The organism is Paenibacillus sp. FW101-FHT12H11 (assembly GCF_058790355.1).
Window position 1 is genome coordinate 480,134 of record NZ_JBYTCO010000005.1, and the last position, 16,428, is coordinate 496,561.

The window sequence follows — 16,428 nt, forward strand, 5'->3', positions numbered from 1 at the left end:
TTTTAACAAATACCTAGGATGACAATTTGCCAAAATCGGAGTAATGTTCAAGTGAGGGGCTGACCACGGAAAAAGGAGTGTACACGATGGGTTTTATGAAGATTTATGTCAGCAAGCACTGGAAACTATTTCTGGTTGCTGTCTTTTTCGTGACGTTGGAAGCGCTCGCGGATTTGCTGCAACCAACGATTATGTCCCACATCTTGGACGTGGGTGTTGCGGAGAAACGGCTGGATTACGTGCTCCGTATGGGCGGATTAATGCTGATCATCACCGCGTTCGGGGCTGTTGCAGCCTCGATGCGCAATATTGTGGCAAGCCATGTTTCACAGAAATTCGGCACGGAGTTAAGAAGGGATTTATTCGAAAAAATCCAATCGCTCTCGTTCGCGAATATCGAGCAATTCGAACGCGCGTCATTAATTACGCGATTAACGAATGATGTGACGCAGGTGCAAAATTTTGTCAATGGACTTATGCGCATTTTTGTCAAAGCTCCCCTTCTGTGCATCGGGAGTCTCATTATGGCCGTGCGACTTAACCCTAATTTGTCCGTCGTACTGCTCATCGTTGTCCCGGTCGTCGGCGTGCTCGTTGCGTTGAACTTGAAAGTGGGTTTTTCCCGATTTGTAGGCGTGCAAAAGGCGCTGGACAGCGTCAATCGGGTTATGCGGGAGTATCTATCCGGCGTACGCGTCGTCAAAGCTTTTAACCGGTTCGATCACGAGACGGGTAAGTTTCAACAGGCCAATATCGAGTATCAGAACAGATCCATAAAGGTGACGAGGCTGCTGGCTATTTTTAACCCCTCTATCCTGCTCAGCGTCAATTTCGGGATCGCTGCCGTATTATGGCTGGGAGCCTGGCGCGTGAATAACAGTCAAATGCAAGTCGGACATATCGTAGCATTCGTCAATTACATGACACAAATTTTGTTTGCGCTGATGACGATTTCCATGGTTTTCAACTTATTCGTGCGAGCTAAAGCCTCCGCCAATCGAATCGGCGAAGTTTTCGATCAGGTCAATACCATGACATGGGACGTCGCTGCTGCACTGCCAACGGGTCGTCAAGGATGTCAGATTGATTTTGAAAACGTTTCGTTTGCCTATGAGGGTGCATCTGGAGATCCTGTGCTGAAAAATATTAACTTCACCTGCCTGCCCGGTGAAACCATTGGTATCATCGGATCTACCGGATCAGGGAAAAGCAGTCTTGTGAGCCTTATCCCCCGATTCTATGATACGAGCGCCGGTACGATCCGTGTAGACGGAGTGGACATTGGAAAGCTTGATCCTGCTAAGCTGCGTGATCAGATTGCCATCGTACCACAGAAATCAATTCTGTTTAGTGGTTCGATTGAAGAGAATCTGCGCTGGGGCAATGAACATGCAACTCTTGACGAAATTATGCAAGCAGCCAAAATGGCGGAAGCCCATGGCTTTATAACTTCGTTTCCCGAGGGTTATGAAACGATGCTTGGCCAACGCGGCGTGAACCTGTCTGGCGGCCAGAAGCAGCGATTGTCGATTGCCCGTGCGCTCGTTCGCAAGCCGGATGTATTGATTCTTGACGATTGTACAAGCGCTCTGGATACGACGACGGAGACAAACATTAAAGAATCTCTGAAATCTTTCGCATCTGGTGTCACCTGTCTGCTCATTGCGCAGCGGATTACCTCGGTGATGGACGCAGATAAAATCATCGTGATGGACGACGGCGAAATTGTCGGAATCGGCACACATGAGACGTTGATGAAGAGCTGCCGCGTCTACGTAGAAATTTTCCAATCTCAATTCGGAAAGGAGCTGCCGCATCATGTCAAAGCCGAATGAAGGATCGCGTCAACCAGCCCCTGACGTCCCGATGATCACGGGGCCGATTGGTCGGGGAGGCCGCGCTCCAGCCGTGAAGCCCAAAAATTTCAAAGGCACCCTACGCCGTCTATGGTCCTATTTAGGCACCGAACGAAAATGGCTGACGATCGTCTTTCTGTTCATTATTGCCGACTCCGCCTTAACCTTGGCCGGCCCTTATCTCATTGGTGTAGCCGTTGACGCAATGGCTGTAGGCCAAGTTGACTATAGCGTACTTGATGTGACGCTGATCGTTCTCATCTCCACGTACATCGCAGATGGCGGGCTTACTTTCCTGCAGAGCTGGGTCATGGCCGGGCTGGCACAGCGCGTCGTGAAGCGACTCCGGCAAACAATGTTTGCCAAGCTGCAGAAGCTGCCTCTTGCTTTCTTCGACGGACGCTCTCACGGGGATATCATGAGCCGGCTATCCAATGATATTGACAACGTGAGCAACTCGATCTCGCAGTCCACTACACAGCTGATGTCAGGATCTATAGCCATCGTTGGTTCGTTAGTGATGATGTTGATCCTAAGCCCTACACTGACACTTGCAAGCCTCATTACCGTGCCGCTCGTGTTCTTCCTCGCCAAAACCATTACCAAGCGAACGAGCGTGTTATTCAAAGGCCAACAGGCACAACTTGGTAAGCTGAATGGCCACATTGAGGAAACGATTTCCGGACTTCTCGTTGTTAAAGCCTTTAACCGTGAGAAGAAAGCTATAGATGAATTTAATAACGTGAACGAAAAGCTTTATGAGGTTGGGCTAAAAGCGCAAATCTGGTCCGGTTTTTTAATGCCTCTCCTCAGCGTGATCAATAATATCGGCTTCTCCGCCGTTGCGATTGTCGGCGGCATTCTAGCCGTGAAAGGCCACATCACTGTCGGCGTCATTGCCAGCTTCCTGAGCTACTCGCGCCAATTTGTGAGGCCGCTTAATGAGATCGCGAACACGTACAACGTGCTGCAATCGGGTGTTGCAGGAGCAGAACGCGCTTTTGAAGTATTGGACGAAGCCGAAGAAGTTGAAGATGAGCCTGGCGCTATCGAACTGGTAAAACCCGTCGGGCATGTCTCTTTCCAGGACGTCACCTTCGGCTATCGGCCGGATATGCCGATTATCAATCAAGTCAGCTTTGATGCGCCGGCTGGCAGCAGCCTCGCGCTCGTCGGACCGACAGGCGCAGGCAAGACGACGATTGTGAATTTGGTGACCCGGTTCTATGACGCTACAAGCGGTACGATCTTGATTGACGGACGCGATATTAAATCATACACGCGTGACAGTTTACGCCGCAGCTTCGGCATCGTGCTGCAGGATACGTATCTATTCTCCGGCACCATTAAGGAGAACATCAAATACAGCAAGCCCGATGCCAGCGATGCTGAAGTGGTTGCCGCTGCGAAGCTCGCGAATGCTGATGCCTTCATTAGCCGGCTGCCGAAGCGTTACGACACCCCGCTCTCCGAGAACGGCGGTAATTTAAGTCAAGGGCAGCGCCAATTGCTTGCGATTGCGCGCGTCATCCTGGCAGATCCCTCCATTCTCATTCTGGACGAGGCAACGAGCAGCATTGATACGCGAACGGAATTGCATATTCAGGAAGCCCTCCTCTCGATCATGAAAGGGCGTACGAGTTTCATTATTGCGCATCGGCTGAATACGATTCGGGATGCGGATACGATTATGGTTATTGATCGTGGCGAAATCGCCGAGCAAGGCAGTCACAACGTTTTGATGGGCCAAGATGGCACGTATTCCCGGATGTTTTCAAATCAGTTTAAAAATCTCGAAAGTGCAGCGGAATAGACACACTACAGCCCCAGGATGCTTAGCATACCTGGGGCTGTTTTCTAGATATTATTATCTTAAAGTCCTGCAACAGCTTGGCTAACTAAGGATGACAACAGCTCGGGATCAATGGCTTGCCCTTGCTTCAGCTTCATTGTCTTTCTTTCCGGAGGACCGTCGAATAATCCGTTCGGGAAAGTTAACCCATTCGCATTAAAAATGGTGAAGCTCACTGCGTCTTTGGACGTGGATATGACGGCGGCATATTTGCCATTTTTCAAAAAATGCGGTTTCTTATATTGCATGCGTTCATGCACGTCCGGGACGACTTCCTGGACAATTTGTCGAAGTTTGACAGACATGTCCCTCTGCCACGGTTCTTTCAACGCCTCAATAAAATCAGTTACTTCCGGATTCATATTGTAACCTCTCCTTTTCTAACTTTGCTGATTTAATTTCTTCCACCCGTTTCAATAAAAGTTCCTTTTCACGTTCATTCCTTGTCATGGTTGCGGCGCGATCAAATTCCATGCAGGCCTCATCATCCCGTCCTAACTTAACCAAGAGATCACCGCGAACACTCGGTAACAAATGGTATTCCTTTAAGGATGTCTCCGACTGCAGTTCGTCGACAATCTGTAATCCGAATGCTGGACCAAACGCCATTGAAATAGCCACAGCTCGGTTTAGCTCAACAATCGGCGACGGTGATACTCTCGAAAGCGCTTCGTACAGCGCAGCAATTCGGACCCAATCCGTCTCTGCTGCCGTTCGCGCCTGTGCATGACAGGCCGAAATCGCGGCCTGAAGTGTATATGGACCAAGAGCTTTACCTAACTTCTTGCTTCGTTCTAAAGCGTTCAAACCACGGCGAATCAGTAAATAGTCCCAACGCGCTCGATTTTGCTCCATGAGAAGCACGGGTTCTCCTTCGGTGTTAACCCGTGCTTTAAACCGGGAAGATTGAATCTCCATTAAAGCGACAAGTCCATGCACCTCAGGTTCCTCCGTTGCAATCTCGGCCAGAACACGTCCGAGCCGCAATGCCTCCTGACACAATAAGGGGCGGATCCAATGCAGCCCCGAGGTTGCCGAGTACCCTTCATTGAACATGAGGTAAATGACTTCAAACACGGCAGTCAGACGGTCCTTGAGTTCCTCATTCGGCACTTCAAAGGGAACCTTTCCCGTACTCAGGGTTTTCTTGGCCCGCACGATTCGCTGGGCAATCGTTGACTCAGCAACGAGGAAAGATCGTGCAATCTCTTCCGTCGTAAGCCCGCATAACAGGCGAAGGGTCAGTGCAACTCTTGCTTCCTGCGATAGGCTGGGATGGCAAGTCATAAAAATCAATCGGAGGATGTCATCGCCGATCTCCCCGTCCCAATGTTCACTTTCTTTAAATAATTCCATCTGGTGTCCAATCTCCATATACTTTTGATCACGTCGTTTATTTCTGCGCATATGATCAATGGCTCGCCGTTTGGCCGTTGTCATCAGCCATGCGCCCGGATTATCTGGAATATTGTGATCGGACCATCGATCGAGAGCAATGACCAGAGCATCCTGGGCAAGATCCTCTGCGAGACTAACATCGCGCACCATTCGTGTTAATCCCGCGATAATTTTAGGCGACTCGATTCGCCATATGGTATCGAGGGTTCGATGAGTTCGGGACAAGTTCACGCTTTATGCTGCTCCCGTATTTGCTCGCGAAGGGCTGCGTCTTTCGCAAGTATTGCCGGATTGTCCGCCAATTCCTCCATCTCGAACACCTGTCTGAGTTCAATTTCCCCTTGGCCAAAACCATGAGGATCCGGCATGCGCATCGCCCATTCGATCGCTTCTTCCCTGGACTTAACTTCAATTAACGTGTATCCGGCGATCATTTCTTTGGCTTCAGTGAAAGGGCCATCAACCACTTTCGGTTTGCCCCCAGCTTCCGGGTAAGAAATCCGTATGCCGCTAGAGCTTGGCTGCAGGCCATCGGCAGCGAGCAAAACGCCTGCTCGGACTAATTCCTCATTATACTTTTGCATGGCGTCAAGTAGCTCTTGACTTGGCTTATTCCCTGCTTCTGAATCTGTTGTAGCTTTAACGATCATCATGAATCTCATAAATGTATCCCTCCGATTTTTGTTTTGGTTTTGCCATCTGCATGACATCTATGATAGAATTTTGCGCTCTATAAGGACAACGAATTAAAAACGGAAGAATCGACAAGTTACAAAAAAATTTTTCTACTTATTTTGATAGGTACAGAACCATTAAATCCTCATCAAAATATTGCCCGTTATACTTCAATGCTTTATGTTCAACACCATAGATTTCAAAACCTAAGGACTTGTACAATTTTTTGGCAATGACATTCTCAGACAGAACGATTAAATTGATTTGCTCCATTCCCTCATAACTGCTTGCTCTTCTAATCAATTCCAGCATCAGTTTTTTTCCTAAACCTTGCCCGCCTGCTTCCGGTGCGACATACATCCCATAGACATTTCCTTTATGGCTGCTTTTCATGCCGTTATCTTGAACAAATCTTACACTGCCAACCAGCGATCCGTTTTCATCAAAAGCGCCAAGTACAAATTTTCCATCCGTGGGTTTAATCCGCTCTACGAAGGTATCCAACGTTAATTGCACTTCTCTTTCATAAGTCGAGCCAAAAGCCTCAGGGCTGAGTTTCAAAGCTTTTAATCGTAATGCTTGATACAACTTGGCATCGAACTCCTCCAAAACTCTTATATTCATCACTTGACTCCTCCTGGCTTCTAATTTCCTGTCTTTTACTATTCTTCATTTCATTATTAAACCCTTTTAAGATCCAACGGCAAAAAACCTCTGAACACGGCACAATGGCCTATCCAGAGGTTTATTAACCGAACTCTTATTGTTCGCGTCTAGGAGCTAACTCAATCGCTTGCTTAATCGCTTCTTTCAGACTTTGCTCGTCCGCAATTCCTTTGCCGGCAATATCGAACGCCGTACCGTGGTCTACGCTGGTTCTAATGATTGGAAGACCAACGGTAATATTTACACCGGCTTCTAGGCCTAATACTTTGATCGGACCATGTCCTTGATCATGATACATGGCAACGATGATATCGAAGTCTCCCCGCGTCGCGCGGAAGAATAGCGTATCGGCAGGCAGAGGTCCTACGACTTGAATGCATTCTTCTTGCGCCTTCTTCACAGCAGGAACAACTTTTTCATCTTCTTCGCCATATCCAAAAAGTCCGTTCTCTCCCGCATGCGGATTGATCCCGCATACGGCAATTTTAGGCTGCGTATAGCCAGCTTTTTGCAAAGTTTCGTGAGCCATTCGAATGACTTTATAGACACGATCCGGATTGATCATACGTACAGCATCTAGAATACCAACGTGTGTCGTGACGTGGATGACTTTCAATTTTGGAGCGGAAAGCATCATGGAGAAATCCTCGGTTCCCGTCAAATCCGCCAAAATCTCGGTATGACCCGGGTAAATGTGTCCACCCTTATGAAGCGCTTCTTTATTCAGCGGAGCGGTACAAATTGCATCAATTGCTCCCGTGTTAGCCAGTTCAATCGCCTGTTTCAAATACATGAATGCGGCATGTCCGGCTTCTTTGGATACTTGGCCAATGGGAAGATCGGCCGGCAATAAGTTTAGATCATAACAGTCCACAATTCCGTGCTCAAACTGCGCTTCTTCCACAGAAGCAATTCGGCGTACACGAAGTCCAGTTTGAACGAATTGATCCGCTCTCTCCAATAATTTAGCATCACCAATGACAAAAGGGCGGCAAGTTTGATAAATCTGAGCATCTTTCAGTGATTTCATGATGATTTCCGGGCCTACACCTGCTCCATCACCCATCGTGATACCGATGATTGGTCTATTCATTGAATGTTTCCCCCTTTAATGCTTTTTTAGCCTTGGATAAGCTATGCTCTTGCCCGAAAGCTCCCGCTTTTGTAACCGCCCATACGGGTTGATTACGAACAAGGAGACCCAACGGGATCCCTGGTTCTATTTCTTTTATCAGTTGGATAGAAGATACGCCCAAATGCTTACATACACCTTTTGCCGTATCTCCTCCTGTTAAAATAACCCCTTGCAACTCGATACTCTCCATAATCTCGGAGGCGATTGCACCCAATATATGCGAGATCTGGTTGGATACTTCCGTCGAGTCTAACCCTCTTTGCAAACCTGCTGACTTCGTCAATCGAACTTGATCAGGAGATGAACTCGCGCATAGGGAGACATCCAAACCGTTTTGTAATGCAGCCTGAAGCTCTCTTCCACATCGTTCAATCTCAGCCTTTAAGCCTTCTTCGGAAGCAATCGCTTGTACCGTATCTAATTCTACGGCAATGACTTGCGGATCACTGTTATACGCAGCCACTTGCCCGCGAGTCACCTGCGAGATGCTTCCTGCGACTAACATCACAGGTTTCGTCCCCCCTGATAATTGCGGCGCAGAATCACCTGTACGAACAGGAAGCGATAAAGCATCAGGCAGGAAATCAGCCAATCCAGCAGAACCTGCCCATAGTATTTTATAGCTGGTTTGGGCAACCCATTCCGCGATATGCTGGACATCTTCTTCGGTAGCAGCATCAAAAACGATAAGTTCCGTTTTCGCTTCAAGGAGGGATTGAATGTTCAGGTGCACCTGATTTTTGCCTGCATGTAGGATTTCTAAAGGAATAAGGCCGACTTTACGCTTGGATTGCGAAGCAAATAATTTGACTAAATCCGATTCCTTGACTGGACATTTCGGGTCATTGGCGATTTCGGTTTCACTGACCGGAACGCCGTTCAGATAATGTACGCCCTGTAAAGTAGTACGTCCAATCTTAGGGAATGCCGGGGCAACGACAGCAAAGTCATACGGAATGACATCCATTACTGCGTCGATTTCAATGCCCAGGTTTCCTCGAAGGGTAGAGTCCATTTTCTTATACATATGCGGGAAAGCCGCTTGATCGATCTGGCACGCCGCTTCTTTCACCTGAGCATAGGCGATCTCTTGCATAGCAGCACGGCTGTCGGTATCGATGACGATTGCCTCCATCGTCTGTTGTGATTTAGAAACTTGCTCGATATCAAAAAACACTTGCGTTTGCAGCCCTTTTCTTGCAAATTGAACGCCTGAGTCGGAAGCTCCGGTCAAGTCATCTGCAATGATGGCAATTTGTTTCATGGTGCAGTTCCTCCCATGCAAATCTCGAACGATTTAGTTGATTTGGCTCTTAGCTCCAATTTTTTTGGCATACCAAGCGGTTACGATCGGCACAAGGATGGCTGTCACGATCACGCAAGAGGCTACCAATGCGGTTGCAGAGGGTACAAGCGGAGCATAGGCAGCATTCGCCGCGGCTACAGCCGCCGGCACACCTGCTGCGTTTCCTGCTGTCGATGCGGCCGATATACCGGCAATGCCGTTGCCGCCGATCAAACGGTCAATCAGTGTCAAAGTAAGGCCTGTCACAGCGACGACGCCAATACCGAGCAATACGCCAAGGAAACCGGCTTTCCAAACCGTCTGAAGATTCAAACCTGCTCCCAATGCAAAAGCAAAGAATGGAACCAAGACAGGTACAGCTTTGGATAAAAACTCGCGCATTTCTTTGTCTAAATTCCCCAAGATCATTCCGACGATTAATGGCAAAATCGCACCAACGAAAGTCTGCCATGGAAATGCGGCTAAACCTGCGATACCTAATGAAATCATCGTAAAGAATGGTCCCGATTCCAAGCTCATGACAGAGTAAGCGCCAACATCTTCTTTCTTGCCGAATTGCCCCATTAAAGCCATGTACAATCCACCATTTGTATCATTCATCGCCGCTACGATAGCCAATACCGATATGCCGGCAAAGAAGCCTTCGCTAATCATTCCATTGCCTAAGAACTTAGCGGCTATAAATCCTACAACGATTGCTGTTAAAATCTTCGTTCCAAGCAATGTTCCACCCTTTTTCAAAATGTAAGGGGTTGCTTTAAAGTTGATCGTTGAACCCATACAGACATAGAAAACAGCTAAAATAGGCAAAGATCCCGTCATCAATGCGCCTGTAAAAGATCCAAATGTTTTTCCCATTGAGGGGAATAATGTTGTAATAATAGCTCCCAGAATGAGCGGAACAATCATCATCCCCCCGGGAATCCGATCAATGGCTGCCTTAATTCTCATGGTGTGCTTCCTCCTAAGAAGTTATGTTGAGCATATAGTTGCAATCTGCAACACATATAATCGTTATCGCCCATACGATGATTATAAGACAGGTGTTCTACGATAACAACGGGGTCAATCGTTTAAATTTGCAACACATCCTTTAACTTTCTCCAGAGGGTTGAACGATTAATTCCTAGCCGTTTTGCGGCTTTCGATTGATTCATACCTTCTTTTTCTAATATTTCCAAAAGAATGCGCTGCTCAATTTCATCCCAAGTCCCGGATAAATTGATCGTCGCCAGTTGGCTGGTTGCTTCATTTTGCAACGATTCCTTGACCTTTTGCCAACCTTCTTTCGCTTCATTCAGGCCAATATAATGACCGTTCGTACAGGCAAGCATGCTCTCAAGGACGATCCTCAGTTGGTGAATGTTTCCTGGCCAGAGCTTATGCATAAGATCGTCTTCCAGTACCTCCTGCCGGATACCAACAATTTGTTTGCCATGCCGCGAGTTATAATTCGCAATTAAAACACGGGCGATCTCATCAATATCTTCCAATCTTTCGCGCAAAGGCGGCAGGCTGATGTACATATCCATAAAGGCTAGGACAAAAGACGGCTCCATTTCTTCTTTTTTTAGCATCAGCTTAATCGGGTGGGATGTAGTTACAATGAGACGGACGTTCGTACCTGTTGTTATTGTAGAAAGCAATTTGCGCTGCAGCCGCTGACTAATGTGCTGGATATTTTCCAGACAAATCGTTCCGACAGATTCTTTGAAAAGCAGTCCCGGATAGTCGTCTGTTCCGAGTAGAACCGCCTCCTGCTCCTCCTCCGATAATTGTTCGCAAGGAATGCTATATAGCGCGTCCCCTGCGCTCTCGCTAGCGGAATGAATGGCTTGACAGAATAACTGCTTTCCGCTGCCCTCTTCGCCCGATATCCAAATGGGATTGCGTGTCTGCGCCATCGCTTTGGCACGTTTGATTGCTTGCATAATGACACTGCTGGAGCCCATTATCTGGGCAAACGTAGCAATCCGGTCGGTTAATTGGAAATTGTAAGTAGCGGTACTGTTCAGTTGATTCTCTGAAGGATATAAATAAATGAAATAGTGGTAGCTAAGCCGATTTTGCTTGGAAGGCACGATGATTTCAATGCTTACCTGCCTTTTTTGAAACCATTTTGTTTGCTTATTTACGCCGCTCGTTGTTCCTTTACCGGCTTCCTCCAAATAACGGCTCCATATCGGATCGATGCCGGCCAGATTCATCCCGCGTATCACAGCGCTGTTATAGCCTAATAATGATGCAGCTGCCTCATTGGCATAAAGAATGCCGCCGCTTTCGTTGACAGCCATGACGCCCGTCCTGTGGTGCTCCAGAATATGCTCAAATAAATGTTCGTTCTCCTGGGCTTTCCAGACGAATTCATAGATCCTTTTCACCTCTTCAAGCGCTTCAAGCACGGACTCCCGTCCGCTGGTAATCAGAATGCCGTTATAGCCCATTTGCTCAGCTGTATTCACAGTGACAACGTCTCCAAGCACGATTTGGGCATCCTTTTCAAAAGCTTTTTGCAGCGCTTCAGGAACGTCATCAGCCCGATCTACCGAATAGATGGGAATTTCATAATCGAGCAGGCTGGATACCTCCGCGACACCGCGGCAAATATTTGGAAAGCCAATGATGGCTACCTTGCTATTTGAATTTTTCACCAATGTGAGCACTCTCAAAATATCGTATCCGGAGACTGGAATATCGACCACAGGCGTTGTTACTTGACTTTTTATAAGTGTTGAGGTTCCCCCACGGCTCAAGATGACATCATATTTTCCTTTGGCAGCATGGACAATAGGAAGAGCATTATGAAGATCCGCGACTTCGATATCGATCTTTATTCGTGGATCCTCTTTTGCGATATTTTCAATTAAACCCTTTAGTCCGGGGTATGGAGCGATCGCCAGTACTTTGATTTGCATACGAATTGAATCCCCTTTGTGAAAAATATGAGTGAAGCGTTGCATATTACAACAATTATCAAATATTATAAGCATTTTTATTTTATTATAGCCAATTCTTCAACTGAATACTTGATTATGCAACAATATATAGCTTGAACAATACAAATAACCGATTTCACATGATTATGACACATGTGAAATCGGTTATTTGTTTACATAATTTTAATTATGTCATCATACATCTTCATCCACTTACTCGACAACTCGAACTCTGCTCCCATCCAAAAGCGGTTCACTGCTTTCTACAATGACCGGTTCCTGGGGAAACAATCCTTCAACAGCGGCAGCTTGCTCGTTCGATTCTACGACTTTCACGCTTCTTCGTATGGCATGGAACGCATTGCCGAGCGGACCTTTTCTTTCTTCGACCGTATAAACGAACGCGCCTGCCGCATCGCTCCGCACGGAAGCCTTCGAAACAAGCATCATGCCGGGCTTTCCTTTCTTAGTAAGCGTAACTTGAGCCCTTTCATTCCCTGTGAGCGATGCATCTTGAAAAATTATCGTCAACTGATTGCTGTCTACAGACTTTTCAGATTGCCCGCCATTGGTTTCAGTTAATAAGGCATTTCCAATCTCCGCTTCCTCTATATGCGCTACTTTACCTGAAATAGACTGATCATTCTGCCCATGAAGTTGAACTTCAATTGCTTCTCCTAGAGTCAGACTATCGGTAATAGAAGCAGGAACCACCAAGCTGATTTTGTAGCCCATCTGAGTATTCAAAAGCAGGATATCTGCGGCGCCTGTGAGTGCCCCCATGCCTTCTTTTGCGTTGATTTCCGCAACCTTTCCGTCGAAAGGAGCGAGCAGCGATTGAGATGCGTCCAATTTAGCGCTCATATCGCTAATCCGCGTCTGTTGGGAAGTGATGTCAAGCTTGGCGCTTTCCACTGCGGCTTTGGCAGCCAGAATGTTGCCTTGATCCCCGCTATGCACCGCCTGTACATAGTCATACTCCAGCTTTTCCATGGATAACATCAGCTTGTTTAATGACGTTTGCTCGGTTTGCAGCTGATTTTGAGCTTCCTCATTGTCGTACTGTACAAGAAGCTGTCCCTTTTGGACAACTTCCCCTTTTTGCACCTGTACCTTACTCACCTTCCAACCTGGTTGTCCTGAGAGCTCTCTTATTTCCATGGGTTTTAGAAATGCACTGCCTTTAAAAGTTTGATCCAATTGTCCAGGACCAACGCTTTGTGTCGTCACCTTCGGAAGCGTCATGCCGTAAAGGGTGTTGCTCAGCAACGTTGAAATCACGAACACGGCTATCATCAGTACAGTGACAAGATGAAGCCAGCGTTTTCCGGGCTTGCTATTACCATTTTTCATTTCAAAATCCAAAACGTTTCCTCCTGATCCTGCCTTTGCTCAAATCGACCCGATGCCGCTTTATCCTTTAATCCCTGAAAGTTGAATCCCTTCAACGAAATGGTTTTGAGCATAAAGAAATAAAACCACCATAGGACTCATATAGAGCACGGAAGCTGCGAAAACGACACCTCTAGCCTCTTTGCTAATCTGTGCCAAATAAAGCGATAAGGGCTGCTGGACCGCATCCTGCAGAAAGATAAGCGGCTGCTCGACCATGTTCCAATAATCGACGAATAACAGAACTATAAGTGCGGCAAACCCCGGTCTTACAAGTGGAAGAATGATACGACCAAAGATCGTGAAATGGCTGGCTCCGTCCATTTTGGCCGCTTCTGTCAAAACAGCTGGAATATGAAACATAAATTGGCGCAGCATGAAGACTCCGAAAGCCGCGAAGATGCCTGGCAGCACAATCGCCAATTGTGTATTTAGCAGCCCAAGCTTTTCCAAAATAATATAATTAGGGACTAACGTTACTTGAAAAGGCATTAACATCGTCAGCAGATAACAGAGAAACCATTTGTCTCTTCCAGGGAAGCGAAGTTTGGCAAATGCATAAGCCGCTAATGAAGCTACAACGACTTGACCCAGGATGATGGGGACGACCAGCCCTACTGAGTTCCAGAACATATGGAGAAACTTCGGATTTCTCACTAATACTTCGAGATATTGATTGAAACTAAGCCAATCCGGAATCCACTTCAGATTAACGAATGCATCCTTATCTCCTGCTGCCGCATCAGGCATTTTCCCTATCCAATCATAGTTAAGTCCAATCTCACTTTCGGTCATGAGAGAATTCGTAAAGGTTAGTACAATGGGAACCAAGGAGATGCCTGCTGCCATCGCTAATATGAGAGTGACGATAACCTTGGTCAACCGTCTTACCATGTCTTTCACTTCCTTCTATTCCATAAAAGATTGAAACCGCCGCTCGACGGCTAACAGTACGAACACTAGAATCAGGATACAACCTACCATCAGCGTTGCACCTGCAGTCAGCTTCTGAATGTCAAGTGAAAAGAACATATTGTTCATATAGTGCTGAAGCATATAAATACGGTCATACGGATAGTCGCCGGCGAGCAAATAAGTCTCTCTGAACACTTTAAACGAGTTGATAATCGAGATCAGCACAACAAAAATCATCGTCGGAGTCAAATAGACCAGTGTGATATGAACGAACTGACGCAGCCTGCTAGCCCCGTCCATCCTGGCGGATTCATAATAAGAAACAGGAATCGCTTGAAGTCCGGCCAGAAATAAGATCATGTCGTACCCCACGTTTTTCCAAATGTATAAAATCACCAATACCCCTATCGAGCCGTCGGACTGCATCCAATCGATCCTAGCCCAGTTGTGGCTATGCAACCATGCATTTAAGGCTCCATTCCAGTCAACGAAAATTTGCCATATCATGATGATGGAAGCTACCGGCACGACCAAGGGCAAAACAAAGGAAGTCTGCAGCCAACCACGTATGGTGAGCTGCCGGTTTAAGAGGATAGCCAGCACCAAGGATAATAAGATCAGAAGCGGCACACTAATACTCGTAAATAACAATGTGTTCATTGCTGCTTTATGAAACGATCTGCTGCTTAGAAGTGCGTTATAGTTATCAAAGCCGACAAATGCTCCGCCAATCGTAGCATCTGTAAAAGAGTACACAATCCCCATACCAAACGGGATGATATAGAACAAAATGAAGCCGGCTGCGCTAGGTGCCAGGAAAATCCATGGGGCGATACTTTCTTTCCCAAGCCAAGTCGGAAGTTGGATTTTACTCATTCAAATAGGTCATCACCTTGTTTTGTATAAGTTTAGCTACATCTTTGGCGGGTTTCTGACCGGTGAAGAAGGCCTGGCTTTCTTTTTGAACGATCTCTTCAATTTTGTTGGGCTGGAACGCAACGGGATGAACGGCTTCCGACAAATAACCATTCAACAGTTGGATCTGAGCGGGATCGACGGGAATCGATTGACCATGCAATGGACCTTCTTCGTAGGTTTTGACTGTCTTGCTGGCCAGGAGCTGTTGGACTTGTTTCTCATACACCATTTTATTGATGGGGAAACCGGCTCGTTCCGGCGCTGGTTGAATGTCACCCGACATCAAATACTGAAGGAATTCCCATGCCTCTTGTTTGACGGGGGATTTCTCATTGATTCCGATAACCTTGTAGGGGTAAAAGTATCCGCCAGCTGTCGTTCCTTCCGCTCTTGGTTTGGCATACAGTCTCGCATCTTTACCGGATTCCTTCATCGTAACCAGATAATCCCAGGCGGAATTGATATTTTTGGGGTTGAAATAAGATCCGCCGCGAGAACTGGCGAAAATGCCGTTATCATACATCTGTTTGATCTGCTCCATCATATCCGTAAAAGCTGCCGAGTCGAAGCTTGCCGTTCGTGAAGACTCGTTTACCAGATGAGAATAGTTTTCCTTCACCATTTCACCCAGCAGCATTTGCATCATTTCCTTCCCTTCTGACGCCGCAGCTCCAGGAGCACTGCCCGCCGACACTTTATTAGGTCCCTTTTGACTTAGCTGCTTGAGGGTGTCGGCGTACTTTTCCCACGTCCAATTTTTATCGTCAATCGGAACACCGGTTTGTTTGATGACTGTTTCATCACCGATGAATACATTGAGGAAGAAAGATAGCGGCATTCCGAAAAGTCCTCCATTAGTCTGGGAGCTTTCCAGAATATTATTATAATAGTCACCCTTTTGGAATCCAGGGTCTTTCTTCAACATTCCGCTTAGATCAGCAAGCAAATGTTGACCGACATATTTCTCACTTGGCAGCATGTCTAAGGCGAGCATATCAGGTCCTTTGCCGGATAACATCGCTGTATTCGTCGCGGTTACATATTTTTGCAGCTCAGCTTCCAAATGCGCATCATCTGTCACGACATCCTGCAGCTCAATGGTAATATTCGGATGCGCGGCCTCATAACTTTTCTTAGCTTTCTTGAGTTCCTCATCCGGCCAAAATGTAGAAAAAACAATCGTAGCTTTGCCGCCTTTAGACGCATTCGCTGCATTCGTACCCGTTTGCTGCGGAGCGGGAGTCTCTCCCGCTTTCCCCGCGTCCGTGCCAGGACTGCTCGGACTCAAGCTCGGGTTCGAGCTGCAAGCTGATAATCCCAGCATGAAAACACTTAAACTAAGTCCTAACCAATATCTGGATTTTTTCAATTTTACCCCA

The 16,428-nt window shown here is 46.9% G+C and carries 14 protein-coding genes; 2 read left to right on the plus strand and 12 right to left on the minus strand.

What is annotated here, in order from left to right:
* The first annotated feature begins 86 nt into the window (after nucleotides 1–86).
* Together AC3WTJ_RS19010 and AC3WTJ_RS19015 are read left to right on the plus strand one after the other, a co-directional pair.
* Entirely contained in the window at nucleotides 87–1,835 is a 1,749-nt protein-coding gene (locus AC3WTJ_RS19010; RefSeq protein ID WP_492523143.1) for an ABC transporter ATP-binding protein, read from the plus strand.
* A gap of 31 nt (nucleotides 1,836–1,866) precedes the next feature.
* Nucleotides 1,867–3,669 carry an ABC transporter ATP-binding protein gene (locus AC3WTJ_RS19015; RefSeq protein ID WP_492523282.1) on the plus strand — a complete coding sequence of 601 codons (1,803 nt, stop codon included), beginning with the start codon at nucleotides 1,867–1,869 and terminating at the stop codon, nucleotides 3,667–3,669.
* Nucleotides 3,670–3,728: 59 nt separating this feature from the next.
* Here AC3WTJ_RS19015 and AC3WTJ_RS19020 read toward each other — a convergent pair whose 3' ends face one another.
* From AC3WTJ_RS19020 to AC3WTJ_RS19075, 12 genes are all read right to left on the minus strand, one after another.
* A complete protein-coding gene (locus AC3WTJ_RS19020; RefSeq protein ID WP_492523144.1) occupies nucleotides 3,729–4,070 on the minus strand; it encodes a DUF1801 domain-containing protein in 342 nt (113 codons plus the stop codon).
* Nucleotides 4,051–5,337 carry an RNA polymerase sigma factor gene (locus AC3WTJ_RS19025; RefSeq protein ID WP_492523145.1) on the minus strand — a complete coding sequence of 429 codons (1,287 nt, stop codon included), beginning with the start codon at nucleotides 5,335–5,337 and terminating at the stop codon, nucleotides 4,051–4,053. Before AC3WTJ_RS19025 ends, AC3WTJ_RS19020 begins: the two co-directional genes overlap by 20 nt.
* Complete coding sequence (locus tag AC3WTJ_RS19030) at nucleotides 5,334–5,768, minus strand: YciI family protein (protein WP_492523146.1); 435 nt, start codon at nucleotides 5,766–5,768, stop codon at nucleotides 5,334–5,336. Before AC3WTJ_RS19030 ends, AC3WTJ_RS19025 begins: the two co-directional genes overlap by 4 nt.
* Nucleotides 5,769–5,895: 127 nt before the next feature.
* Nucleotides 5,896–6,405 (minus strand): GNAT family N-acetyltransferase, encoded by a 510-nt coding sequence (locus AC3WTJ_RS19035; protein WP_492523147.1) that lies wholly within the window; start codon nucleotides 6,403–6,405, stop codon nucleotides 5,896–5,898.
* A gap of 136 nt (nucleotides 6,406–6,541) precedes the next feature.
* Nucleotides 6,542–7,540: a 4-hydroxythreonine-4-phosphate dehydrogenase PdxA gene (gene pdxA, locus AC3WTJ_RS19040; protein ID WP_492523148.1), complete on the minus strand. Its 999-nt coding sequence runs from the start codon at nucleotides 7,538–7,540 to the stop codon at nucleotides 6,542–6,544.
* Nucleotides 7,533–8,846, minus strand: coding sequence for a four-carbon acid sugar kinase family protein (locus AC3WTJ_RS19045; RefSeq protein ID WP_492523149.1), 1,314 nt, complete (start codon nucleotides 8,844–8,846; stop codon nucleotides 7,533–7,535). Before AC3WTJ_RS19045 ends, pdxA begins: the two co-directional genes overlap by 8 nt.
* Nucleotides 8,847–8,879: 33 nt before the next feature.
* Nucleotides 8,880–9,839 carry a 2-keto-3-deoxygluconate permease gene (locus AC3WTJ_RS19050; protein WP_407872779.1) on the minus strand — a complete coding sequence of 320 codons (960 nt, stop codon included), beginning with the start codon at nucleotides 9,837–9,839 and terminating at the stop codon, nucleotides 8,880–8,882.
* Between the two features lie 122 nt (nucleotides 9,840–9,961).
* Nucleotides 9,962–11,803, minus strand: a complete 1,842-nt coding sequence (locus AC3WTJ_RS19055) for a sigma-54-dependent Fis family transcriptional regulator (protein ID WP_492523150.1) — start codon at nucleotides 11,801–11,803, stop codon at nucleotides 9,962–9,964.
* A 234-nt stretch (nucleotides 11,804–12,037) separates the two neighbouring features.
* On the minus strand, nucleotides 12,038–13,189 hold the full coding sequence (locus AC3WTJ_RS19060; protein WP_492523151.1) for an efflux RND transporter periplasmic adaptor subunit: 1,152 nt from the start codon (nucleotides 13,187–13,189) through the stop codon (nucleotides 12,038–12,040).
* Between the two features lie 48 nt (nucleotides 13,190–13,237).
* Nucleotides 13,238–14,110 (minus strand): carbohydrate ABC transporter permease, encoded by an 873-nt coding sequence (locus AC3WTJ_RS19065; RefSeq protein WP_492523152.1) that lies wholly within the window; start codon nucleotides 14,108–14,110, stop codon nucleotides 13,238–13,240.
* Between the two features lie 15 nt (nucleotides 14,111–14,125).
* Nucleotides 14,126–15,007 carry a carbohydrate ABC transporter permease gene (locus tag AC3WTJ_RS19070; protein ID WP_492523153.1) on the minus strand — a complete coding sequence of 294 codons (882 nt, stop codon included), beginning with the start codon at nucleotides 15,005–15,007 and terminating at the stop codon, nucleotides 14,126–14,128.
* Complete coding sequence (locus tag AC3WTJ_RS19075; RefSeq protein ID WP_492523154.1) at nucleotides 15,000–16,418, minus strand: ABC transporter substrate-binding protein; 1,419 nt, start codon at nucleotides 16,416–16,418, stop codon at nucleotides 15,000–15,002. Before AC3WTJ_RS19075 ends, AC3WTJ_RS19070 begins: the two co-directional genes overlap by 8 nt.
* Nucleotides 16,419–16,428 lie beyond the last annotated feature (10 nt).